The sequence below is a fragment of the Mycoplasma collis ATCC 35278 genome, assembly GCF_000701825.1.
Lineage (GTDB): Bacteria > Bacillota_I > Bacilli_A > Mycoplasmatales > Metamycoplasmataceae > Mesomycoplasma_A > Mesomycoplasma_A collis.
The window spans coordinates 45,766-66,516 of sequence record NZ_JNJY01000003.1 but is presented as its reverse complement, the minus strand read 5'-3'; the positions used below and the strand labels follow the sequence as shown (position 1 = coordinate 66,516).

The following is a 20,751-nucleotide window of genomic DNA, read 5'->3' as shown; positions in this document are numbered from 1 at the left end:
TCCTTTATTTTTTATTATTTTAATATAGTAATTTGTATTAATAATTCTAATGAATACAAAAAATAAATAAAATAATATTACAATTAATAAAAAACTAGAAATTATTATAATTGGGGTTATATTTTTGCTTTTTAAAAAAATTAATAAAATAAAAATTAGTATTGAATCTATAACGGTTATAATTTTATCAAAAAAATAAAAATATTTATTCCCTAAATTTTGGAAATCGATATATTTTTTTATTTTTTCTATTTGAATATCAGCCATAATAATTAATAACCTTTATAATTTGCAAAATAGTTGTTTTTTATATTCTTTTCATCTTCAATAATATCCAAAAGTCTTTTATTTAATAAATTATTGTTGTATTTATTTACTTCATCAGCAATTTCTTTCAATTTATTAATGAAATATTTTTCGTTAGATTTATTATTCGAAATAAGTACTTCATCGTAAATATTATTTAATTGAGTTAAAATATTATCATAATAATAGTAATTAGAATCTATTGTCCCTTGATGAGCTCCTATATATATTGCTGTAGTAACAGCTGTAACTCCTAAAGCAATAAAATTAAATGGAAATGGTAATGCTTGTGATACTCTTGCCCCCACACCCCCAATACCTAATCCGATTTTTACTCCGTTATAATTATTATATTGTTCTTTTTTGTCTTTTATTAAGTTGATTCATTTTTTAATAATTTCATGGTGATTAGATGTTAATATAGATCTTTTCCCTCTAATTTTAGGTAAATCATATTTTACTTCACTTAAAAATTTTGGATATATTCTATCTATTTTTAGATATAAATCAAAAAAATGTTTTTTAGTTTCTTCGTTATGGAAAAAATCCGTTTTTATTGTAAATAATTCTTTAAAAATTAAATTCAAATCTTTATGATTGAGATTATTTAATTCGTTAATTGTTGTTACGTATTGAATTTTTAATTTTTTTCGATCTTCATGATTATATTTTTTAAAAAAAGTTTCAATTGTTTTTTCTTCAAATAAATAAGGATCGATTAAATTATTGGAAACAGTAACAGCGCCTATATTAAGTATAATATTTAGTAATTTTAACATGTTTACTCCTTGATTATTATTTTATTTTGCTATGAAAAGAAACGAATCTATTATTATTTAATTCAACATCAATTTTACAATTTATATAAATTATGCTATAATATATATAAAAAACTTTGTATTTTTTAATTAAAAGTAATATTTATAATGTTTAAAAATAAATATATTTAATTTATATAAACAAAATTAAATTTTAATATTATCAAAAAAAAGCTTCTAAAATAATTTTGTTGGATTTAAATTATGATAAATTGAATTTTTCAATTTTGAAAACTTTGCTAAACTCATAGATTTTTTTGATTCAATTAAATAGCAAATTTATCTTGAGTTAAAATATTTCATTTAAATTTTTTTATAAACAGATAAATAAAAAAACTAAAATTAATGTTTTAATTCACAAATATTTTAAAATAAAATTTTTGTCATTAAAATGAATTTGAATTTAAATAGATATAAAAAATTTTAAATTGCTTTTTCCTTATTTAAAATACAAAATTTTTAAAGTTTTGTGTGTGAAAATTTAAAAATAAAGTAAATTAGCAACACATTTCGATTATAATACTATTTAAAAATAATTTCATAAATTTTTACAAAAATTAAAAGCAAATAAAAAAATCTAATTTTATTGTTTTTTATTATAAAGTGTTGCATTTATTTTTAGAATTAAGGAAAATCAAATATATAATTCATTAGATTTTGATGTTTTAGATAATGAAAATTTATTTTTATTTTTAGCACCTGTAGAGATTGGATTTTTAGCTAAATTCATCATTGGAGCAATAGTGACAGTCGGCGCTGTTTGGGCTACTAATGCTTTAATTCCAAAAATTAACGAAACTATTTCTAAAAATAATATTTCCTATAATAATGCCAATAACGCAAATAAAAAAAACATAATTTCAGTAACAAAAAAAATACAAAATGATATTGAACAAAATTTAGATAAAAATTTAAAAGATATTTATGAAACTGTAAAAGATAAAGGTAAATTACTCGATAAATGAAATGAATTATCAAAAAAAATAGTTTATTCAAAAGAAGTAGAAATAAGTAAAACAACTGATAAAGATATTAATGAAAATGAATATTATTTAGCAAGTGTTGTTAATGATACTAAATTATTTTGAAAAATACCTATAGGTAAAAATACAACAATTTCTGTTTTAGTAGCTTCGCAATATAAAAAAAATAAAATATGAACTAATTCAAATGGGAAAGAAAAATTTGGTGGTGAAAAATTACAACCATATAATGCTTTAGTCCTTTTTAGCATTTTTACTGATTTTATTGAAAATTTTAATTTATTTGATATTTATACTAAAATTCAAATTAATGCAAAAGATGTAGCTGATAGAGGGGCGCTTATATTAAATCTATTAGCTACTAATCCACACTTAAAAACTTGAACAGTAATAGGTCATGATGCACATAATGGAAATTGACAATTTAGTCATTATCATGTTCAAAGGTATTTAGAACCTAATACAAATGCAAATCCTAACAGTTATAAGATAAAACACAAAAAAAACGCACATATATTATATGGTTCTTTTAAAAATGTTAAAAAAGGTTAAAATTTTTTTTTGAACAATTAGTTTTATAACACCATTAAGTTTTGTTTCTTGTTCTGAACAGAAAAATACAATAGATTTTGAAGAATATTTTCAAAATATTGTGGAATTAAATATTTTAAGCGAAAATGGAAGAGTATTAAAAAAAGGTACAGCTACTTTTATAAATGACAAATTATCGACAAACAAGCATTTAATTGAAAATAATGAAGAAAATTTCAAAATTTTAATTAAAACTCAAATTTAGATGAATTTATTAGTGCAAAACTTGTTAAAGTGTCTAATTTTTTAGATTTAGCAATTTTAGAAATCGATAATAAAGATATTGAAACAAAAAGTTTTAATAAAAAAAAATTTTGTTCCCAAAATAGGTGAAAATATTTATTCAATAGGTAATTCACAAGGAAATGGATTAAGTCTAACTAATGGGATAATTTCATCTTTTAATCATTTAACAAAAAATAATATAAAAACAAATTACATAAAGATTTATAGCGGTGCATCAAGCGGCAATAGCGGTTCACCTATTTTTAATAATCAAGGTGAAATTATTGGTATAACAACTTTTAGATCTAATAGTGAAAATAATTCATTTTTTTACGCAATTGCAATTAGTGAAATAATAAAATTTATTGAGGAAAATAATGTTTAAAAGTAATAATAATTATGAAAAAATTGTTAATAATTTAAAAAAAACAGGTTTTAAAAAAATTGATTATCATTTTATCAATGTTGATGAATTTTGAATGAATTTTTCATTAAAAGAAAACTTTAATGGAAAACCAAAAAAATTTAAAACAGGTAAATATTTTAATTCTAACGTAATCCAAAGATTAAAAAAATTTAATCCAGATTTTATGTTGAATTCTGAAGTTTATATTTTAAAAAATGAATATTTTAATTTTGATAGTAGTAAAATGCAATATTTTTCTTTAAAAGAAGGAACAATTAATGATTATTTTATGCATGAAGTAAATATTCAAAAAGGTCCATATCAAACATTATTTTTTGTTCAAAATAATAAATAAAAAAATCAAGTATTTTTTGATTTTATCCCTTCTGCTTATTGCGCTTTTGTTTATGGTAAAAATAGTTTAGAAGCTAAAAATAATTTAGAAAAAATAGAAGAAATTATTTTTAAAATAACTAATACAGGTGTTAATGAAATATGAAAAATAAATAGTGTTAAGAAGAAATTAAAAAATATAAATAATTTATTAAAAAAATCTTTTTTAGATGAAAAAAAATATAAACAAGTAAGTTTTTTAGATTTTTTTGAAAAATATTTTTTTAATACTATATGAAATGGACCATGACAAAATTATGATTATCCTAAATGTCATTATAATTATAAAAACATAGCTTGATTAAAAAAAGAGGGATGATACTAGATTATAGTTATCATAAGATGGAAAATTTGTTATACAAAAGAATATATGATTATTATATCTTTAAAAATAAATACGAAAATTCATTTAGATATAAAAATTTAAAATATTTAAAATTTTTTGCTATAAACAATGAAAATTTTGATTTAGATTTTGAATTTGAAGAAAAACAAAAAAAGATATTTTATAATATGCAACAAGCAAAAGAAATAAAAAATGATTTGAATAAATATAATTATTGATATAACAAATTATATTTTGTAGAAAAAGAAGCAAAAAAAAGATAGTCAAGATATTTTTGCAATAAATAAAAAATTAGATAAAAATTTAAAGAATTTTTTAACTTATGGAACAACAAATCAAATTTTACTTGTTGTTAATACAAGGTGTTATTGAAATTTAGAATTTAAATTTATATATGATATAAATTTTATTTTTTTATTTTCGGTGGAATATAGAAAAAAAATGTTTGATTTTCTGATAAAAGAAATTAAATTTTTAAAAAAACATTTTGTTAAAAAAATACCCAAAAAACGAATAAGTTTTTTTGTCTAAAAATATTATTAAATTATAAAATAAAAGGTTTTAAAACTGTTGAAAAAAAATATTTATTATTTATAATGTTTTTTTATTTCCATAATAAAATATTATAAAAAAATTCGAAAATTAAAATATAAAAATAAAAAGAAAAACACTTAAAAATTTTATCATCATCAATTATAATTTCTCGGTTGTAATTGTAGTTCCGTCGTTTAATTTTAAATATTATAGGCCCGAATAATGCTAAATAAAATTATTTTTAATATTTCTTTTTTAATTTTTCGTTTTTTTAAAAATTTACTTTGATTATATATATATATATATATATATAATTTAAATAATAAAAATGAAAGGAGGGATAATATGAATGGTAAAAGAGGTAATACTCCTCAAAACAATCCACGCGGAGCTGGTTGACCATCTAAAACTGGGAATCCTTCAGGCGCTTATCGTGGAAACAACAACCCTAAAAGATAAAACAAAATAAAAAAAATAAATCTCACATATTTTTATTTAAAATTTTGAGATTTATTTTTTTTATTAATTATTTTTTTCTAAAAATAAAGTTTCTTGCTAAGTAATAAAATGCTTCAGCAAATGTTGGGTGAGTATAAGCTATTTCTTGTAAATCATAAATTGTTTTATTATCTTTAATAAATTGAGTAATAATATTAATTAATAATGATGAATTTTTTAAAATTATTGTAGAACCTAAAATTTTAAAATTATTTTTGTCAATATAAATTTCCATAAAACTTTCTAAAGAAGATTTTTCAATATATGTTCTAGGCAATTTATTAGACGGTATTTGTAATTTTATATATTCAATATTATTTTTTTGTAAATAATTTTCTGACATACCAATAAATGAAATTTCAGGATTTATATAAATAGTTGAAGGAACAAATAAAGAATTAAATTCTTCATTTTTTTCAAAATTTAATAATTCTTTAGCAACAATATCCCCTTGTTTATAAGCACCAGAAGTAAGTCCAGATAAACCATTTACATCACCTATAGCATAAATATTATTTATTGATGTTTTCATTTTAGCATCAACTTTAATTGAATTATTAACATTTAGTTCTAATTTTAATTTTTCTAAACCATTTAAATTTGGTATTCTTCCAATAGCTGCAAAGTATTTTTCTGTTTTAATTTTTTTAATTTCATCATTAATTTTAAAAATTAAATTATTATTTTCAAATTTTTCTAATTTTACATTATCATAAAAATTAATTTTATTTTGAATTAATCATTTTTTTAAATAATTTGCAATATCTGGTGAAAAATTAGCAAATATATTTCTTCCAGCTTCTAAAATTGTTACCCTAGTATTTAATGAATTAAAAAAATAAGCAAATTCCAAACTAATAGCACCAGCACCAATAATGGTTATAGATTTTGGGATTGTTTTTAATTTTAAAATATCATTAGAAGTTAGTAATATTTTTTTACTTTTCATTAAATTTGAATTTTCGATATTTAATTCTCTTGAATATGAACCTGTAGCTATTATCAATTTATCAAAAATAATTTTTTGATTATTAACGCTTATAGTATTAGAGTCTAAAACTTCTCCATAACCATTTAAAACTTTTATATTTGAATTATTAAGTAAATTTTTTATATTATTTTGCAAAATTTGACTATTTTGTCTCATTTGTTTTTTTAATTTTGCATAAAATCCTTCAATTTCATTTTTATTAATTAATTGTTCTTTTTTTAATTCATTTAAAAAACTCATTTTGTTTAATAATGTTTTTGTAGGGATACAACCATAATTTACGCATGTTCCACCTAATTTATCTTTTTCAATAATTAAAACTTTTTTTCCATTTACAGCTAAAATATTTGCTAAAGTATAACCTCCAGGTCCGGCTCCCAGAATAACAACATCATATTTTTCCATTTTTACTCCTTTTTTATAAAAAAATTATAATTTAATTTTTATAAAAAAATTACAGAATAATAAAAAAAATTATTTTTTATATAAATTAAATTTATTCCTTTTATTTTTAAAAGCGATTTTTTTTATATAAAAAAGTGCCTCTATTTAAATTTTAAATAGATTGCACTAAAAATTAATTTTTTTTATTATTTATTTTTTTAATATGCTATTCCGTCCATAAATGAAGCTGTTGAAATTACTAAATCGAACATAGTTAAAAGAAAATTTGTTCCTGGTGCTGCTCATGATGTTGTTGTTGAAATTGTTGATATTAAATTATTAGCAATTTTAATAGCTCTATAAATAGCAACTATTTTATGTAATAATGATGATGCTTTAGAACCAATATTAATACCATCTAAACCTTTTGATTTTAAAGTTTGATAAGATATATTTTTTACTTTTTCTCACTCAGAAGAGTTAACGAGTTGATTATATTGGTTTCTAATAATTCCAGCTCTTGTAAATAAGGTTACTGCTTGAATACCAGATGCAACAGCTGATACTGTTGTTGAACCTCCTGTGAAAAAGGCTGTAACTCCTCAACCGATAGTCATCCCTGTTGCAAGTCCGGCGAAAATAAATGCTCTTTCACTTAAAGTTCATAAATCATTTGCAAAATCTTCAATTGTTTTATTAGATGTTTTAATTAAAGAGCTAATTCCTTGATCATAAACAACAAGATTCTTAGGATTATGTTTAATTAATTGAGAAATTATAAATTCATCACTTACTAAACCATTAAGTTTTTTAATAAAGTTTATTAAGTCATTTTTTTGATTGTTTTCAATATAACCACTAATTTTTTCATAATTTAAATTAACTACATTTTTAAGTTCTTGATACATAGGTTCGCTAATAGTTCTTAAAAATGGTTCAAATTTTTTTGGTTCTAATAAAATTAATTTTAATTCTTTTCCATCTATAACTTTTATATGATCTGCAACTGATTCTGCTAATTTAGTATCTCCTAATTTTATAACATCTTTAGCTCATTCAAAATCGTTTAACAAAATATTTAAATCATATACGCCTGCTTTAAAATGATGATTTAATTTATTTTTAATTTCAACAATAGAATTATTATTTAAAGCTATATGTTGACCAAAATTTTGTGATATATAAGCATCATTACTCAATATTAATTTAGCATTTTCGAATAAATGAATCGCGTTTGAATCAGCATTTTTATTAGATAATATTTTTCCACCACTAAAAGTAAAAGTGGCATTTTTTGCTACTCAAATAAGCCCTTCTCCATCAGCATTGTTATTAACAATTGTTCCACCTGAAATGGATATATCACCTTCAGAGTAAATTATTGAAACATTTTTTGAAGCAAAATTGTTTGAAATAAGACCATCTTTAAATTCAAATTTAGCTCCTTTTTCATTTCTTAAAACTGATGCTGATGCTGAAGAATTATCAGAAATTATCGATCCATCAACAACTAAATGTCCATAATTTCTAAAAACACTAAAATATGAATTTTTTGCTCTTGAACCAACAAAATAGACACCTTTTTTTGTTTCTAATTTTCCTTTAGTTTTGATTAAAAAGATTAATGCATTATTATTTTCAACGCCCATTCCATTAAATGTAATGCTTTGATTATTTAAATCATCAATTGAAACAGTTAAATCACCATTATCAAAAATTTCAAACATGTTAAATTCTTGATTAGTTCTTTTTTTGGAGATATTAATTTTATAAAAAGATTTGAAATTTAATTTTTTATTAATAATAATAGTATTTTCTAACTCAATATTTTCATTAATTCAAATAACGTCGTTATCATTAGCATTTTTAATTGCTTGCTCTAAACTTTCATATTCAACTATTGAAGAACTTGATTGAACAAATATTCCCTTCGCTTCTACTTTTGTGTTTTGAGTTAAATTATTTGGCTGATTTTTTCAATTTTCTGGTTTGCTATATGCTAAATTAATATCATTATCAATTTTATAACTTGTTTTTTGTCCATAAAGTAATTTTTCTACTTCAGTTCTTTTTAAATATCTTTTTGCCTGATTAATAAAATTTTGATTTGAAATATCTAAATTTGTATTATTGTAATAAGGATATTGGTCAATGTGATTAAATAGTGCATTACCTATTCTTGAAACTTCATGATTTTTTAATAAAATGCTAATAGGTGTTAAACTATGTTGTTCATTTAATTGATAATGTTGAATTGAATTTTTAAATTCTTTACTATTTAAATAAGCAAATTCTAAAATTTCGTTATCACCATTTTGATTTATCTTTTTAATTAATTCATCAATAAATTTATTTATTTGATCATTATCTTGAAATAAATCAAAAACACTTTCAAAATCTAAAAATTTAAGTCAATTTCTATCATGATTAGAATTAGAATATTGAGTTATTTTACTTGTTAATAATCTTAAAAAAATGCTTTGTTTATCAAAATATTGCTCAAAAACTTTTTCATTTCAATCATCGATTGTTTCAAATTCATCAGATTCATAAAGTGTTTGAAAAGTTTTTAAATAATATTTATAAAATTCAGAAAATAAATTTGCATCTTTTCACATTCTATAGCTATTTGATGATTTATCAAAAAATAAGGGTAATGTTTTTGTTTGTTCTAAATTTTTAAGAACAAAAAAATCAAATATTTTTTCTTTTTCATTATTAAAATTTTCAAAATAAATAACATTTTGTGTATTTCAAAATCTATGTTCCGGTCCTTTTAATAAAATATCAATAGCTTTATCAGGAATATTATTATTTAAAAATTTAGATAGGGAACCTTTAATTTTTATAGTGGAAATATTTTTTAAAACAATTTTATTTGCATCATAAAATTTAAAAGTAGCATTCTCACCTAAAATCAATTGAGATTTATTTTCATTTTCAAATAATATATCATTATTTGCTTTATTTTTTAAAAATTCTCCGTCATTAAAATAAAATTTTCCATCATTTAAATTATTTATAAATGAGGCTTTGTATGCATTATTATTAGTAATATTTCCGCTATTGAAATGTATTATTCCTTTATTTGATATTAAATTTTTATCTAAAGCAATATTGTTGTGAATTTTTGAACCATTAATCTCAAAAATAGCATTTTCAAAATTTTCAATGATTGTTGAAGAAGATGCTATATTATTAGCAATTTCAGAACCATTTAAAACAATATGTCCTTTATTTTTAAAAACTCCAGAGTTTGATTTTAATGCTTTTGCATTTGCGAATAAAACACCTTTAGAAGCTGTTAATTTCCCACCTTTTTCAACATTTATAAAAACAGCACTACCATTTAATTCGATATTTTGTCCATTTATATAAATTTTAGATGTTTGTAAATTATCAATATTAAAATTTAATTGTTTATTTTCTTTAATATTAAACATATCAAAACTATTATCAGCTTGCTCTCTTGTGATATTAATAACTGATTTAGCACTAATTGTAATGTTTTTATCAATGTTAATAGTATTTTTTAATTTTATATTTTTATTTAAAAAAATAACTTCATTATCATTAGCACTTTTTATTGCTTCATCCAATGTTTCAAAAGCTTTTTCTTGATTATTTCTAACAATATAAACACTAGGTTTATTTTTATCTATTTTTAAACTTTCATTTTTATTTTTAATAATATTTAAATCATTTGTTTTAATATTAAGCGAAATTGCGGAAGCTAAAACAGTTCCAGAAACACCTAATACTAAAAAACTTAGTAATTTTGTTTTATTTTTCTTTTTCATGCTAACATTTTAAAGTTTTTTATAAAATTTCATAAAAAATAAATATATTTTTTTTAATATATTTCAAATTTTTTATATTAAAACTATATTTTTGCTCTTTTCAATTTAAAAAACTTAACTATTTTTTAGTTAAATAATGAATTTTAATATATAATTAATTTGACAGGGGTGCTTAATACTTTAGGCTGAGATTATACTCTTATAGTGTCTAGATAATGCTAGAATACAAGTTACAAAATTACAAAAACACTCCCCCTGTCAAAGGAGTGTTTTTATTTATTAAAAAAATTATGAAAAAAATTGTTATTAAAAATGTAAGCGCTAAGTCAAAAAAAGATAATCAAAATCTTTTATTTGATCTTAATTTAGAAATTAAAGAAAATGAATTTATTGCAATTTTAGGTTTATCAGGATCTGGAAAAACAAGTTTTTTTAATTTATTAATTAATGATTTAAAAATTGTAAAAGGGGATATTTTTTTTAATGGTAAAAAATATCAACATTTTACTAAAAATCAAATGAAAAATTACAAACAAAGTATTGGTTTTTTAAATCAAAAACCTAATTTACTTTATGATGAAGATGTTTTTAAAAATATTAAAAAATTTTATTCTCTGCAAGCAAATAAATTTTTTAAATTTTTTAATATTATCACAAAAAAAGATTTTGATTTTATTGTAGATATTTTAAAGAAATTTGAAATTTCTCAATATATTTTTACACCTGTTGAAAATTTATCAGGCGGACAACAACAAAGGGTTGAAATTGCTAAATTATTAATAAAAAACTCAATGATAATTTTGGCGGACGAGCCAACTACTGGTTTAGATTTTAAAACATCTAATAGCGTTTTAAAATCACTTAAAAATTTATCTATAACACAAAAAGCAATAACTTTAGTAAATACACATGATTTATCATTAATTAGTGATAAATTTTTTACCCGTATAATAGCATTTAAAAAAGGAAAAATAGTGCTCGACATCGATATAAAGCAATTTGATATAAAAAAAATTAAGGAAATTTATGATTAAAAAAAATTTTTTAAAAAAAATCTTTTTAAGTTCACTTTTATTAACTCCAATTGTTATTTCTTATTCATGTTCAGCGGAAGATAAAGCTACTGTTAGATTCAATATTTCAACTAAATATTTTGTTTCTAAATCAGATGATAATGCAATTCAAGAATATGAAAAATTATTTAATGAAACTGCACAAGAATTATTCAATAGTAATAGCGAAAAATACCAAGGAGCAATTATTCCAAAATTGGAGATTGTATCACAGGATGAAAAAAGTTCATCATTTCAAAATGTTGCAGTCAATAAAGTGAACGCTGCAATAGTAAATATAAAAGATGTTATTAATGATACACAATACATTGATCAAAATATTGTAATACCTTACGCTGAAACTTTAACAAGAGCTTTTAAAAATCATACACTTAGTTTTTTAGAAAAAGGAAATTATAAGTCAAATCCAGAAAATTTTAACATTGGTAAAGATAACGAAATAAATGAATATTTTAGAAAAACACCTTTTAGTTCTTGAAATAAAAATGATCAAAAATGAGATGGGTCTAAATTTGAAATTTTTTATGATAAAGATAATAAATTAACTAATTGATATTCTGGAATGATAACGATTGTAGGAACAGAAAATGAATTAAATATGATTAGAAAAGCTTGAGATGATAAAAATTGAGAAAAATTTTCTTCTTTTGGAATTGTTCATGGTAAAAAAAATAAACAAGCCACATGATTAGCTGCTAACAAATTATTTAAAGATCATTTTGGACTTAGTGATCAATCCCCAATTGAAAAATTAGATAAAAATTTAATTACTCAAGGCTCAGGACAAGAAACTTATACATATTACACAGATAAAAATAAAAAACAAATTTTTATAGATGATATGTATTCATTTGCATGAACATTTCCGAAAGATAAAGAAAAAGAAGTTTCAGCATTTAAATTAGCTCCAAATACTAAGATGGAAATATTAGCTCTAACAAACCCAATTTCTTACGATATTATAATTTTTAACAATTCAGTTAATGAAAAAACAAGATTATTATTTTTAGATACTTTAATTAAATTATCAAAATCTAATAAAGATGATTATGGTAAAAAAAGCGGTTATAATGGTTATAAAAAAATTGATGATTTTCCTAAGTTAAAACAATTAAATAAAGTTAATTTTTAATTTATTTAACTAAAAATATTAAATATATGCATAAAAAAAAGAAATTTTATTTTTACAAATTTAGCAAAAAGATTAATAAAATAATTTTTTGAAGATTTAATACTAAAAATAAAGAAATAAAAATTTTGAATAAAAACTTTTATTTTTTATGGCTTTTTATTTTATTAATTCTAATTTTTGTTTTAACATACTTTAGTTTTTCTAAAAATAATGTTAATTATCATTCTAATCAAAGATTTATATATTTTTTAAAAGAAATTTTTAAATATAAAAATAAAAGTAGTTTTTTTTCGAGAGATAATTTATTAATTTATTCATTAGAAATTTTATTTAATTCTTTTAAAATAACTATTGGTGCGACTTTTTTAGGTTTTTCATTAGCTGTTTTAACTTCTTTTTTTTCTTCTGAAAAAATACATAATAATTGATTTTCTAAGATATTTCGCTTTTTAATAATTTTTTTAAGAGCATTGCCAGTTATAATTTTTGCAACTATTTTAAAAAAAATTTTCGATCCAAATGAAGCGTTATTTTGAATTTATTTTTGATTTACATGATTATGAATACATAAATATTTATCTGATATTATAAATAATTATAATTTGGAAAGTTATTATTTAAGCTTAAAATTAGGTAATAATAAATATAAAGCTTTTTATAATGAAATTTTATTAAAAATAAAATCAAGAATATTTTCACTATATTTTTATAGCTTAGAAAGTAATTTTAGATGAATTTCTCTTTTAGGATCACTTGGAATTTCAGGTATAGGAGCACTCATATATATTCCAATTAGTTCAGATATAAATAATTCAATTTCTGAAATAACTATACCTTTAACTGTTTTTATGAGTTTTTTAATAATAAACGAAATTTTTTCTTTTTTAATTAATCATTTTTTGTTTGAAAAAAAATATAGTTTTTCAAATAAAACAAAAATTAATTCATTGAAATATAATTTTCGTTTTTTATTAATATTGTTTTTATTTATTATTACATTAGCTATTTTTATTTGATCCATTTTAGATCTTGAAAAAAATTATTCCAAAATATTTCTATTTACTAATTTTTTTAGTAGATTAATGCAAATAAATTTTAAAACAATTTTCAGCTTCAATCAAATTTCGCCATTACCTTTATTATTTAAAGTAATTTGACAATCTTTTATAATTACAATTTATGTAAGTATTTTTGGACTTTTTTTAGGAATTTTTCAATCTCAAAAAATTAACAATAAATTTCAAAGTTTAATACTTAAAATTTTTTCACTAATAGTGAGAATAATTCCTTTCATTGTCTTGTTTTTTATTTTTGATATTTATTGATTCGATTCATTTACTACAATTTTTTTATTAACGATATTTTTAAATTCTTTTTCTTTTTCAAAAATAGTTTCTACTATGGTGGATAAAATAGATATCATTTTTTATGATAATTTAAAAAAACAAGGATATTCATATTTTAAAATAATTTTTATTTTTATAATTCCATTTATTAAAAAAGAATTAATTATTCAAATATTATTTTTATATGAAAATATTTCTAGAAGTGTAATTGTTTATGGGGTATTTTCTAGCGGAATAAATTTAGGTAGTCAAATACAGATTTATACAGAAAGAGAACAGTTTTCAGTTTTATCAAATTATTTATTACCGATAATTATATTTTTTATTTCTCTTGAATATATTTCAATAAAATTAAAGAAAAACAAAGTAAAAAAAATAAAATTAAAAAATAATTTTTTAGCTAAGTTAAAATTTTAGAAACAACCTTTTGGTTGTTTTTTTATTTTTTTTTAAATAAAAAAACTCACTTTTTAAAAACGAGTTAAAAATAATAATTATTTTTCATTTAAAATTAGAGAAATTCTATTTTTATATTTTTCTATATCTACTTTTTCAATTAATGAATCATGAATTTCCCATTTTTTTTAATAGATCAATTGTTTTACCAACAATAGTATCATCATAAAGTTGGGCTTTGTGATGCGTATCTGATTCTAAAATAATTTTTACTTTTCTTTCCTTTACAATTTTTCAAAATTCTGAAATTGGATATTTTTTCTAAATGAATTACCAATTTTTCTAGGAGCTTTTCAAAAACCATTAATATTAAATTCTAATGAAAAATCTAATTCAAGAGCTAAATCGCGAATTTTATGCGCAAGCTTTTCGCACTCTTTGTCTCATATTTCATATGATTTCATATAAAAGTCAGGATGAACAGCATAAAGAAATAATCCAGTTCTCATTCCTTCATTTAATGCATTAAAATATCTTTTTAATTCATTTTTATTTGTGCACATTGTATTATAGTTATTTTCAGGATCGAGATTATCAACTGCATGAATACCTAAAATTAAATAATCAACATCTTCTCTTTTTAAAAGTGATTTGTATCAATTTTTTTGAGTTGGGAAATATTCGCTTTCAAAACCTGCAAAAATTTTAGTATTTTTATTATTTTTATAAATTTCTTTTTGTTTTTTACTAAATTTAAATATTCTTCAAATTGTTAATATGTCATTCTTGATTTATCTTTTTTGTCTAGTTCTCCAGGATATGGTATATGATCAGAAATACCTATTTCTTTGTGTCCTTTTTTAATATAATGATCTACTATTTCTTTAACTGTTAAATCAGAATGATTACAAAAATATGTGTGATTATGATAGTCGTATTTCATTTATTTATTCCTTTCTGTAATTTATATTAATTAAATTTTTAAAAGCATAACCAGCATTATTATTCCTATTAAAAAAAAAATTAATGGAATAAATTTTACAATTGTAAAATAAATTTGTTTTGCGTATTTATCATCTTCATTTACTTTATAAACAATATTTTTCTTTTTTCTATAGAAATATAAAAGAACTGAAGATAAAAAGAATAATAAACCTGTAATTAAAAACACAAAGCTAATAATAATTTTATAATTATTCATTAGTTATCTTTTTAATATTATTGATAATTCTTGAATATACCATAGCTTTTGACCCAAAAACAGATTGAACTTGAATATTTGTTTCAACCACACCAGAAGCTCCCATTGTTTTAATTGCTTGTTTATCAACTTTATTTTTATCTTTAACTGAAATTCTTAATCTTGAAATACATGCGACAATTTCAATCATATTTTCAAATCCGCCATAAAATTCAATTAACTTAATACTTTTTTGTACATCTTCATGTTTTTCTTTGTTTAATAAATCATTTTTTATGAGATTTTCAAAATTTAAATTTTTATTTTCTTCGCTAATTATCTTTTTATTTTGTTTATTTTTATAATCTTTTTTACTGAATAATTTAAATTTATAATCATCTCTTTCAGGTGTTTTTAAATTTAATTTTGTAATTAAAAAGTAAAATACAACAAAATATTTAGCAAAGAAAATAGGACCTACTATTCATATTATTCAAAAGTTTGAAATAATTTTATAAGCTGGAACATTATATAAAAATCAAGTAATGATACCTTTTCCAGTTCCCGCTACAGCTCCAATATTAGCTAAATACATGATCATAAATGAAAAACCAGTCATAATACTATGAGCTATATATAAAATTGGAGCAACAAAAATAAAGGTAAATTCAATTGGCTCTATAATGCCTGATAAAAATGATGAAGCTACAGCACCGAAAATAATGGGCACAGCTTTTTTTCTTTTTTCCTTGGGAACAGCTAACAACATTGCTAGTGCTGCACCAGGCAGAGAGAAAATTTTAGTTGCATATGTTTCGTTTGAAATCATTGAATCTTCAATTGTTATATTTATTCCATTATTTACCTTATAAAGCAAAATGTTGAAAAAACCTTCAATAATTTCAGTTTTACCTGTTTCTGGATTTAAATGATTAAACACTTCTCCGGCTGGTGTAAATCTTAAAATTGAATTAGAAACATGATGAAGTCCAAAAAGTATTAAAAGTCTTTCAAAAAATCCATAAACAAAAGCACCACCTGCTTTTGATTTTTTAATTGTTTGTCCAATTAGCGCTATAAAATAATAAATATAAACTCATAAATAAGCAAAAGGCAAACCCACGATAAAAGCAATCAATAAAGTTGCTACCGGGGAAAATTTAGGTCCACCAAAAAAAGCAATAACCATTGGTAATTGTAATCTGTAGGTATATTTACGAATAAAATATCCTAAATAGCCAGCTAAAATTCCGCCTAAAGTGTTTAAATTAAAAAATTTAGAATTTTTACCAAATCTTTCAATAGATTGTAAAGATTTTGTCAAATTTTCTGGTAATTTGTTTGTAATTTGAGCATATTTATCTAGAACGTTCCCTGCAAAATAAAATCCAATTAATGCAACTATTCCGCAAAGAGCCGCTGAAATTTTTTCATCTTTTGCAAGACCAGTTGCTATTCCAATAGCAAAAAGTATATCTAAATTATAAATCGGAGCAAGTCCTATTATTCTTATACCTTCAGAGATACCTTTATAAGTAGCGGATGTATTATAAACATTTACTAAAGGTGATTTGCCAATAGAAATCATTATATAACCAATAGCACCTACTATTGCCATAATTGGTAAAATTGAAATGGGTACTATTAGCGTTCTACCAAACTGCTCTAAATTTTTAACAATTTTAGAAAAGAAATTTTTATAATTAAAACTATTTGTATTTTTTAATATTTTCAAATTTAACACTTCCAAAAAAATTATATTTTTTGTTTTTAAATTTGAAATTTTTATTCCAAAAAAGAATATTTTGATTTGCTACAACTTAAATTTTATTTAAAAAAACTATTAAAAAACTTGCATTTATTAAAAAATAAAATGCAAGTTTTTTAAAAATTATTTTATTTCTAAAAATTTTAAAATTTTTTCTTCTAAGTATTTAATATCAAAGCCATTATGTTTATAAACAAAATCTCCAGGTGCTGAATGACCAAAATTTTTAGCAAAATGACCGTCAAATTTATTATATTTACTTAATTTATATCATAGCGAATCGTTAGATGCTTCAATTGCGAATATTGGAGCATTTTTTAATTTTAATTCATTAATTAATTTTTTATCTGTTAATAATTTTTGTAGATTAACAACTGATATAACATTGGCTTTTATGTTGTCTTTAGCTAATTTTTCACTTAAATTATATGCTAATTCAACTTCTGATCCGCTTGCCAATATACTTATATCTTGTTTTAAATTTTCTTTAATAAAGTATGCAGAATTATATTCTTTTTGAATATTAAATGATTTTAATGGTTGACGACAAAGAATAATAAAAACAGGATTATTTTTATTATTTAGTGCATAATTAAAAGCATTTTTTAATTCGTTTTCATCTGCTACTCTTAAAAGTTCGCTATCAGGAATTGAACGCAACGAAGTTATTTGTTCAACAGGTTGATGTGTAGGACCATCTCCACCTACACTGTAAGAATCATGGCTAAAAACATATATATTTGGAATTTTCATTAAAGCAGATAATCTTAGCGCTGCTTTAGCATAGTCGCTAAAAACTAAAAATGTTGAAGCAATAGTTTTAATTTTACTATGTAAATAAATTCCATTGTTAATAGCAACCATTGCAAATTCTCTTATTCCATATTTGATATTTTTTTCATCATCAAATCCTATTTTAGTTGCCGCTCTTAAATCGGCGCTTCCACCTAAAATAAATTCATATTCTTTTTCCAAAAATTTACTTAATTCAGTTCCATAATCTCTTGTTGCTTTATTTGTAATACTAAAATTTAATTTTGATAAATCAAAAGTTGTTTTATCATTAATTAAGTTATTTAATTTTTCAGCTAAAAGAGGAAATTTTTGTTGATAATTCGTTCATTTTTTTTGTCAAAGACTATAATTTCTATTTTTTGATTTAGCTAGTTTTTTACCAAAATTATAGTATTTTTCATCATATTCAAAAGGAATTAAATTTTTAATATTTAATGCTTTTTTAAACAAAATTGTATCTTGCTCATTTAGAAATCCGTGATGTCCTTGAGATTTATCTTGATATTTTGTTTTATATGCAATATGACTAGGAACTTGAATATATACAGGTTTTTTAGCTTGTTTAGCTTGTTTTATTGCATTTGCTATTTCATTTAAATCGTTATTTTTTAAAATAATAGTTTTAAAATTATGAGCTTTAAAAAATAGTTTAAAATTTACATTATTAACTTCATTAGCTTTTGAATCAATTTGTATATTATTATAATCATGAATCAAAATTAATCTTTCAAGTTTATTAGCGCTAGCAAATTGAATTGCTTCTAACGCTATTCCTTCTTGAAAATCTCCATCACCACAAAGAGCAAAAATATGATGGTCAATAATATTGAAATTATCTTTATTAAATTTATTAGCTAAAAATTTATAGCTATAAGCCATTCCAACAGCCATTGCAACACCTTGTCCTAATGGGCCAGTTGATGCATCTATTAAATTTAATTTATCAATTTCTGGATGAGATGGAGTTTTTGAATTATATTGTTTATGGTTTTTTAAGTCATCTAAATTTAAAAAACCCATAAAATGATATAAAGCATATAAAGCCATAGAACCATGGCCTGCTGACATTATAAAACGATCACGATTAATTCACTTTGGATCATCAGCTCAAAAATTCATTGCTTTTATAATACTATAAACAGTTTCATTAGAGCCTAGAGCCATACCAATATGCCCTTGTTGAGCATTGTTAATACTATCAAGAGCAATCGCTCTTTGAGTATTGATAAATTCTAAGGGATTTATTATTTTGCTGTTTTTCATTTTTTAGTTTTAACTTTTAAAATTGTTCCATCAATAATAAATGCTATAAATGCTGCTAATGTAACACCAAAGGCAATATATTTACCAACTTTAGGAATTAGCCCTAATATTCCAGGAATATAACCTATTATATAATCGGTATCTCCTCAATTTAAAGATGTTAAATTGACATTTTCATTATCTTTAGCATTAGAAGCTATTAAAAGTCCTAAAGAGTTATTATCTGTTGGTGTTCAATTTCCTAAAACGAAAAATACTGGTACGAGTGTAATAATTAATCCGCCAACAAATGGTCCAATTATAGCACCTAAAATTCCACCTTTAACATTACCATATACACCAGATGTTGCACCTAAGAAAAAGTGAGGTACAAGACCTGGTAAAATTATAACAGGAATAACTTTTCCAGCCCCAAGACCAATAGTTATAGCCATCCCTATAATTCCGGCTGCAAATGATGAAATAAATCCAATTAATACAGCATTAGGAGCATAAGGGAAAACAACAGGACAATCGACAGCTACTTTAGAATTTTTAATTAATTTATCACTTATTCCTTTAAACATAGGTACAAGTTCACCAACAAAAAGTCTAACCCCAGCAAGAATAATTTCAACTCCAGCAGTAAAGGTAAATGCTTGAACAAACATTGTAATTACTCAATTATTTCCTGAAAGAATTTCAAACGCTTCACTTTTAACACCATTAACTTCTTCTTTGATTTTACCAAGTTCATACATAATTCCAGCAGGTAAAAATGCAAATAAATAAAATACAAAAACAGTTATAGTGATAGATACTAAAGTATTTCTAAAGAAAAAAAGTTTTTGAGGGAATTTAATTGCTTCAGTAGATAAAATTGGTTTTTTTCTTATTTTATAAATAACTTCACCAATTAAACCGCTAAGAGCATAACCAAATCCTCCTGTATGTCCTAATGCGATTTCATCAGTTCCTACAATTTGTTTTGTATATCTTTGGGCTGATGCAGGACTTAGCACCATATACATCGCCATAATTAGTGCTCCTGAGATTAAACTAAGAGCAAAATCTCCGGCATTGTTTTCAAAATCAAAACCAATTACATACATTACGATAGCTAACATCAATGATGTATAGTATAAAACATGCCCTGATAAATAGACATATTTAAATCTTGAAAATAAAGCCAGTAAAATATTAAAAATCATTCCTAAAAGCATAATTAAACTACCTAGCGTGGTAATTAAAGGTAATGCTTTAGAAATAGCACCTGCAAATCCATCGTTATTTGGGATAACACCATTTAATTTATAAACTTCTTGAAATACAGGTTGAAATTTTGTTAGTGATCCAACTAAAACTCCGGCACCACCACCTAAAATTAAAAATCCTACTATAACTTTAAAAGTGCTTATAATAACTTGAGATAATTTTTTTCTTAAAGTTAGTGCACCAATCATAGTAAAGATTCCAACTAATAAAGCTGGTGTTCCAACAAAAGTTTTAATGAAATCTAGCATTCAATAACCAAAATTCATTAT

General features: G+C 21.7%; 18 protein-coding genes. 8 read left to right on the top strand and 10 right to left on the bottom strand.

Translation table 4 applies throughout. The features are described from left to right. Positions 1-272: 272 nt before the first annotated feature. Together T403_RS0101370 and T403_RS04410 are read right to left on the bottom strand one after the other, a co-directional pair. Positions 273-1,085, bottom strand: a complete 813-nt coding sequence (locus tag T403_RS0101370) for a hypothetical protein (protein ID WP_033161026.1) — start codon at positions 1,083-1,085, stop codon at positions 273-275. Between the two features lie 622 nt (positions 1,086-1,707). Beyond that, entirely contained in the window at positions 1,708-1,857 is a 150-nt protein-coding gene (locus T403_RS04410; protein WP_156933533.1) for a hypothetical protein, read from the bottom strand. 10 nt (positions 1,858-1,867) lie between these two features. Here T403_RS04410 and T403_RS0101365 point away from each other — a divergent pair, with 10 nt between their 5' ends. The 5 genes from T403_RS0101365 (at position 1,868) to T403_RS0101345 (ending at position 4,331) form a co-directional block, all read left to right on the top strand. Next, positions 1,868-2,659, top strand: a complete 792-nt coding sequence (locus tag T403_RS0101365; protein WP_033161025.1) for a hypothetical protein — start codon at positions 1,868-1,870, stop codon at positions 2,657-2,659. Beyond that, the gene (locus T403_RS0101360) at positions 2,643-2,903 is read left to right on the top strand and encodes a hypothetical protein (protein WP_156933532.1); all 261 of its coding nucleotides are present in this window, start codon (positions 2,643-2,645) and stop codon (positions 2,901-2,903) included. The genes T403_RS0101365 and T403_RS0101360 overlap by 17 nt, the downstream gene beginning before the upstream one ends. Positions 2,904-2,981: 78 nt before the next feature. Continuing rightward, the gene (locus T403_RS0101355; protein ID WP_033161023.1) at positions 2,982-3,308 is read left to right on the top strand and encodes a trypsin-like peptidase domain-containing protein; all 327 of its coding nucleotides are present in this window, start codon (positions 2,982-2,984) and stop codon (positions 3,306-3,308) included. After that, positions 3,301-3,684, top strand: coding sequence for a hypothetical protein (locus T403_RS0101350; protein WP_033161022.1), 384 nt, complete (start codon positions 3,301-3,303; stop codon positions 3,682-3,684). Before T403_RS0101355 ends, T403_RS0101350 begins: the two co-directional genes overlap by 8 nt. A gap of 353 nt (positions 3,685-4,037) precedes the next feature. After that, entirely contained in the window at positions 4,038-4,331 is a 294-nt protein-coding gene (locus T403_RS0101345; protein WP_169734595.1) for a hypothetical protein, read from the top strand. A 797-nt stretch (positions 4,332-5,128) separates the two neighbouring features. Here the strand turns inward: T403_RS0101345 and T403_RS0101335 are convergent. Both T403_RS0101335 and T403_RS0101330 read right to left on the bottom strand, forming a co-directional pair. Then, positions 5,129-6,496 (bottom strand): dihydrolipoyl dehydrogenase, encoded by a 1,368-nt coding sequence (locus tag T403_RS0101335; RefSeq protein ID WP_033161019.1) that lies wholly within the window; start codon positions 6,494-6,496, stop codon positions 5,129-5,131. A 197-nt stretch (positions 6,497-6,693) separates the two neighbouring features. After that, the gene (locus T403_RS0101330) at positions 6,694-10,275 is read right to left on the bottom strand and encodes a hypothetical protein (protein ID WP_033161018.1); all 3,582 of its coding nucleotides are present in this window, start codon (positions 10,273-10,275) and stop codon (positions 6,694-6,696) included. A gap of 290 nt (positions 10,276-10,565) precedes the next feature. Here T403_RS0101330 and T403_RS0101325 point away from each other — a divergent pair, with 290 nt between their 5' ends. The 3 genes from T403_RS0101325 to T403_RS0101315 all read left to right on the top strand — a co-directional run bounded on the left by T403_RS0101325 (position 10,566) and on the right by T403_RS0101315 (position 14,243). Continuing rightward, a complete protein-coding gene (locus tag T403_RS0101325) occupies positions 10,566-11,309 on the top strand; it encodes an ATP-binding cassette domain-containing protein (protein WP_033161017.1) in 744 nt (247 codons plus the stop codon). Further along, complete coding sequence (cypl, locus tag T403_RS0101320) at positions 11,302-12,480, top strand: ABC transporter thiamine pyrophosphate-binding lipoprotein p37/Cypl (protein WP_033161016.1); 1,179 nt, start codon at positions 11,302-11,304, stop codon at positions 12,478-12,480. The genes T403_RS0101325 and cypl overlap by 8 nt, the downstream gene beginning before the upstream one ends. A gap of 125 nt (positions 12,481-12,605) precedes the next feature. Beyond that, positions 12,606-14,243 (top strand): ABC transporter permease subunit, encoded by a 1,638-nt coding sequence (locus T403_RS0101315; protein WP_156933531.1) that lies wholly within the window; start codon positions 12,606-12,608, stop codon positions 14,241-14,243. Between the two features lie 263 nt (positions 14,244-14,506). Here T403_RS0101315 and T403_RS0101310 read toward each other — a convergent pair whose 3' ends face one another. The 6 genes from T403_RS0101310 to T403_RS0101290 all read right to left on the bottom strand — a co-directional run bounded on the left by T403_RS0101310 (position 14,507) and on the right by T403_RS0101290 (position 20,748). Continuing rightward, a complete protein-coding gene (locus T403_RS0101310) occupies positions 14,507-14,785 on the bottom strand; it encodes a PHP domain-containing protein (RefSeq protein WP_033161014.1) in 279 nt (92 codons plus the stop codon). 209 nt (positions 14,786-14,994) lie between these two features. Continuing rightward, complete coding sequence (locus T403_RS04340; RefSeq protein ID WP_084273830.1) at positions 14,995-15,165, bottom strand: PHP domain-containing protein; 171 nt, start codon at positions 15,163-15,165, stop codon at positions 14,995-14,997. A gap of 30 nt (positions 15,166-15,195) precedes the next feature. After that, entirely contained in the window at positions 15,196-15,423 is a 228-nt protein-coding gene (locus T403_RS0101305) for a hypothetical protein (RefSeq protein ID WP_033161013.1), read from the bottom strand. Then, entirely contained in the window at positions 15,416-17,137 is a 1,722-nt protein-coding gene (locus tag T403_RS0101300) for a PTS transporter subunit EIIC (protein ID WP_051619041.1), read from the bottom strand. Before T403_RS0101300 ends, T403_RS0101305 begins: the two co-directional genes overlap by 8 nt. A gap of 156 nt (positions 17,138-17,293) precedes the next feature. Continuing rightward, positions 17,294-19,228: a transketolase-like TK C-terminal-containing protein gene (locus T403_RS0101295; RefSeq protein WP_033161012.1), complete on the bottom strand. Its 1,935-nt coding sequence runs from the start codon at positions 19,226-19,228 to the stop codon at positions 17,294-17,296. After that, positions 19,210-20,748: a PTS sugar transporter subunit IIC gene (locus T403_RS0101290; RefSeq protein WP_033161011.1), complete on the bottom strand. Its 1,539-nt coding sequence runs from the start codon at positions 20,746-20,748 to the stop codon at positions 19,210-19,212. Before T403_RS0101290 ends, T403_RS0101295 begins: the two co-directional genes overlap by 19 nt. Positions 20,749-20,751 lie beyond the last annotated feature (3 nt).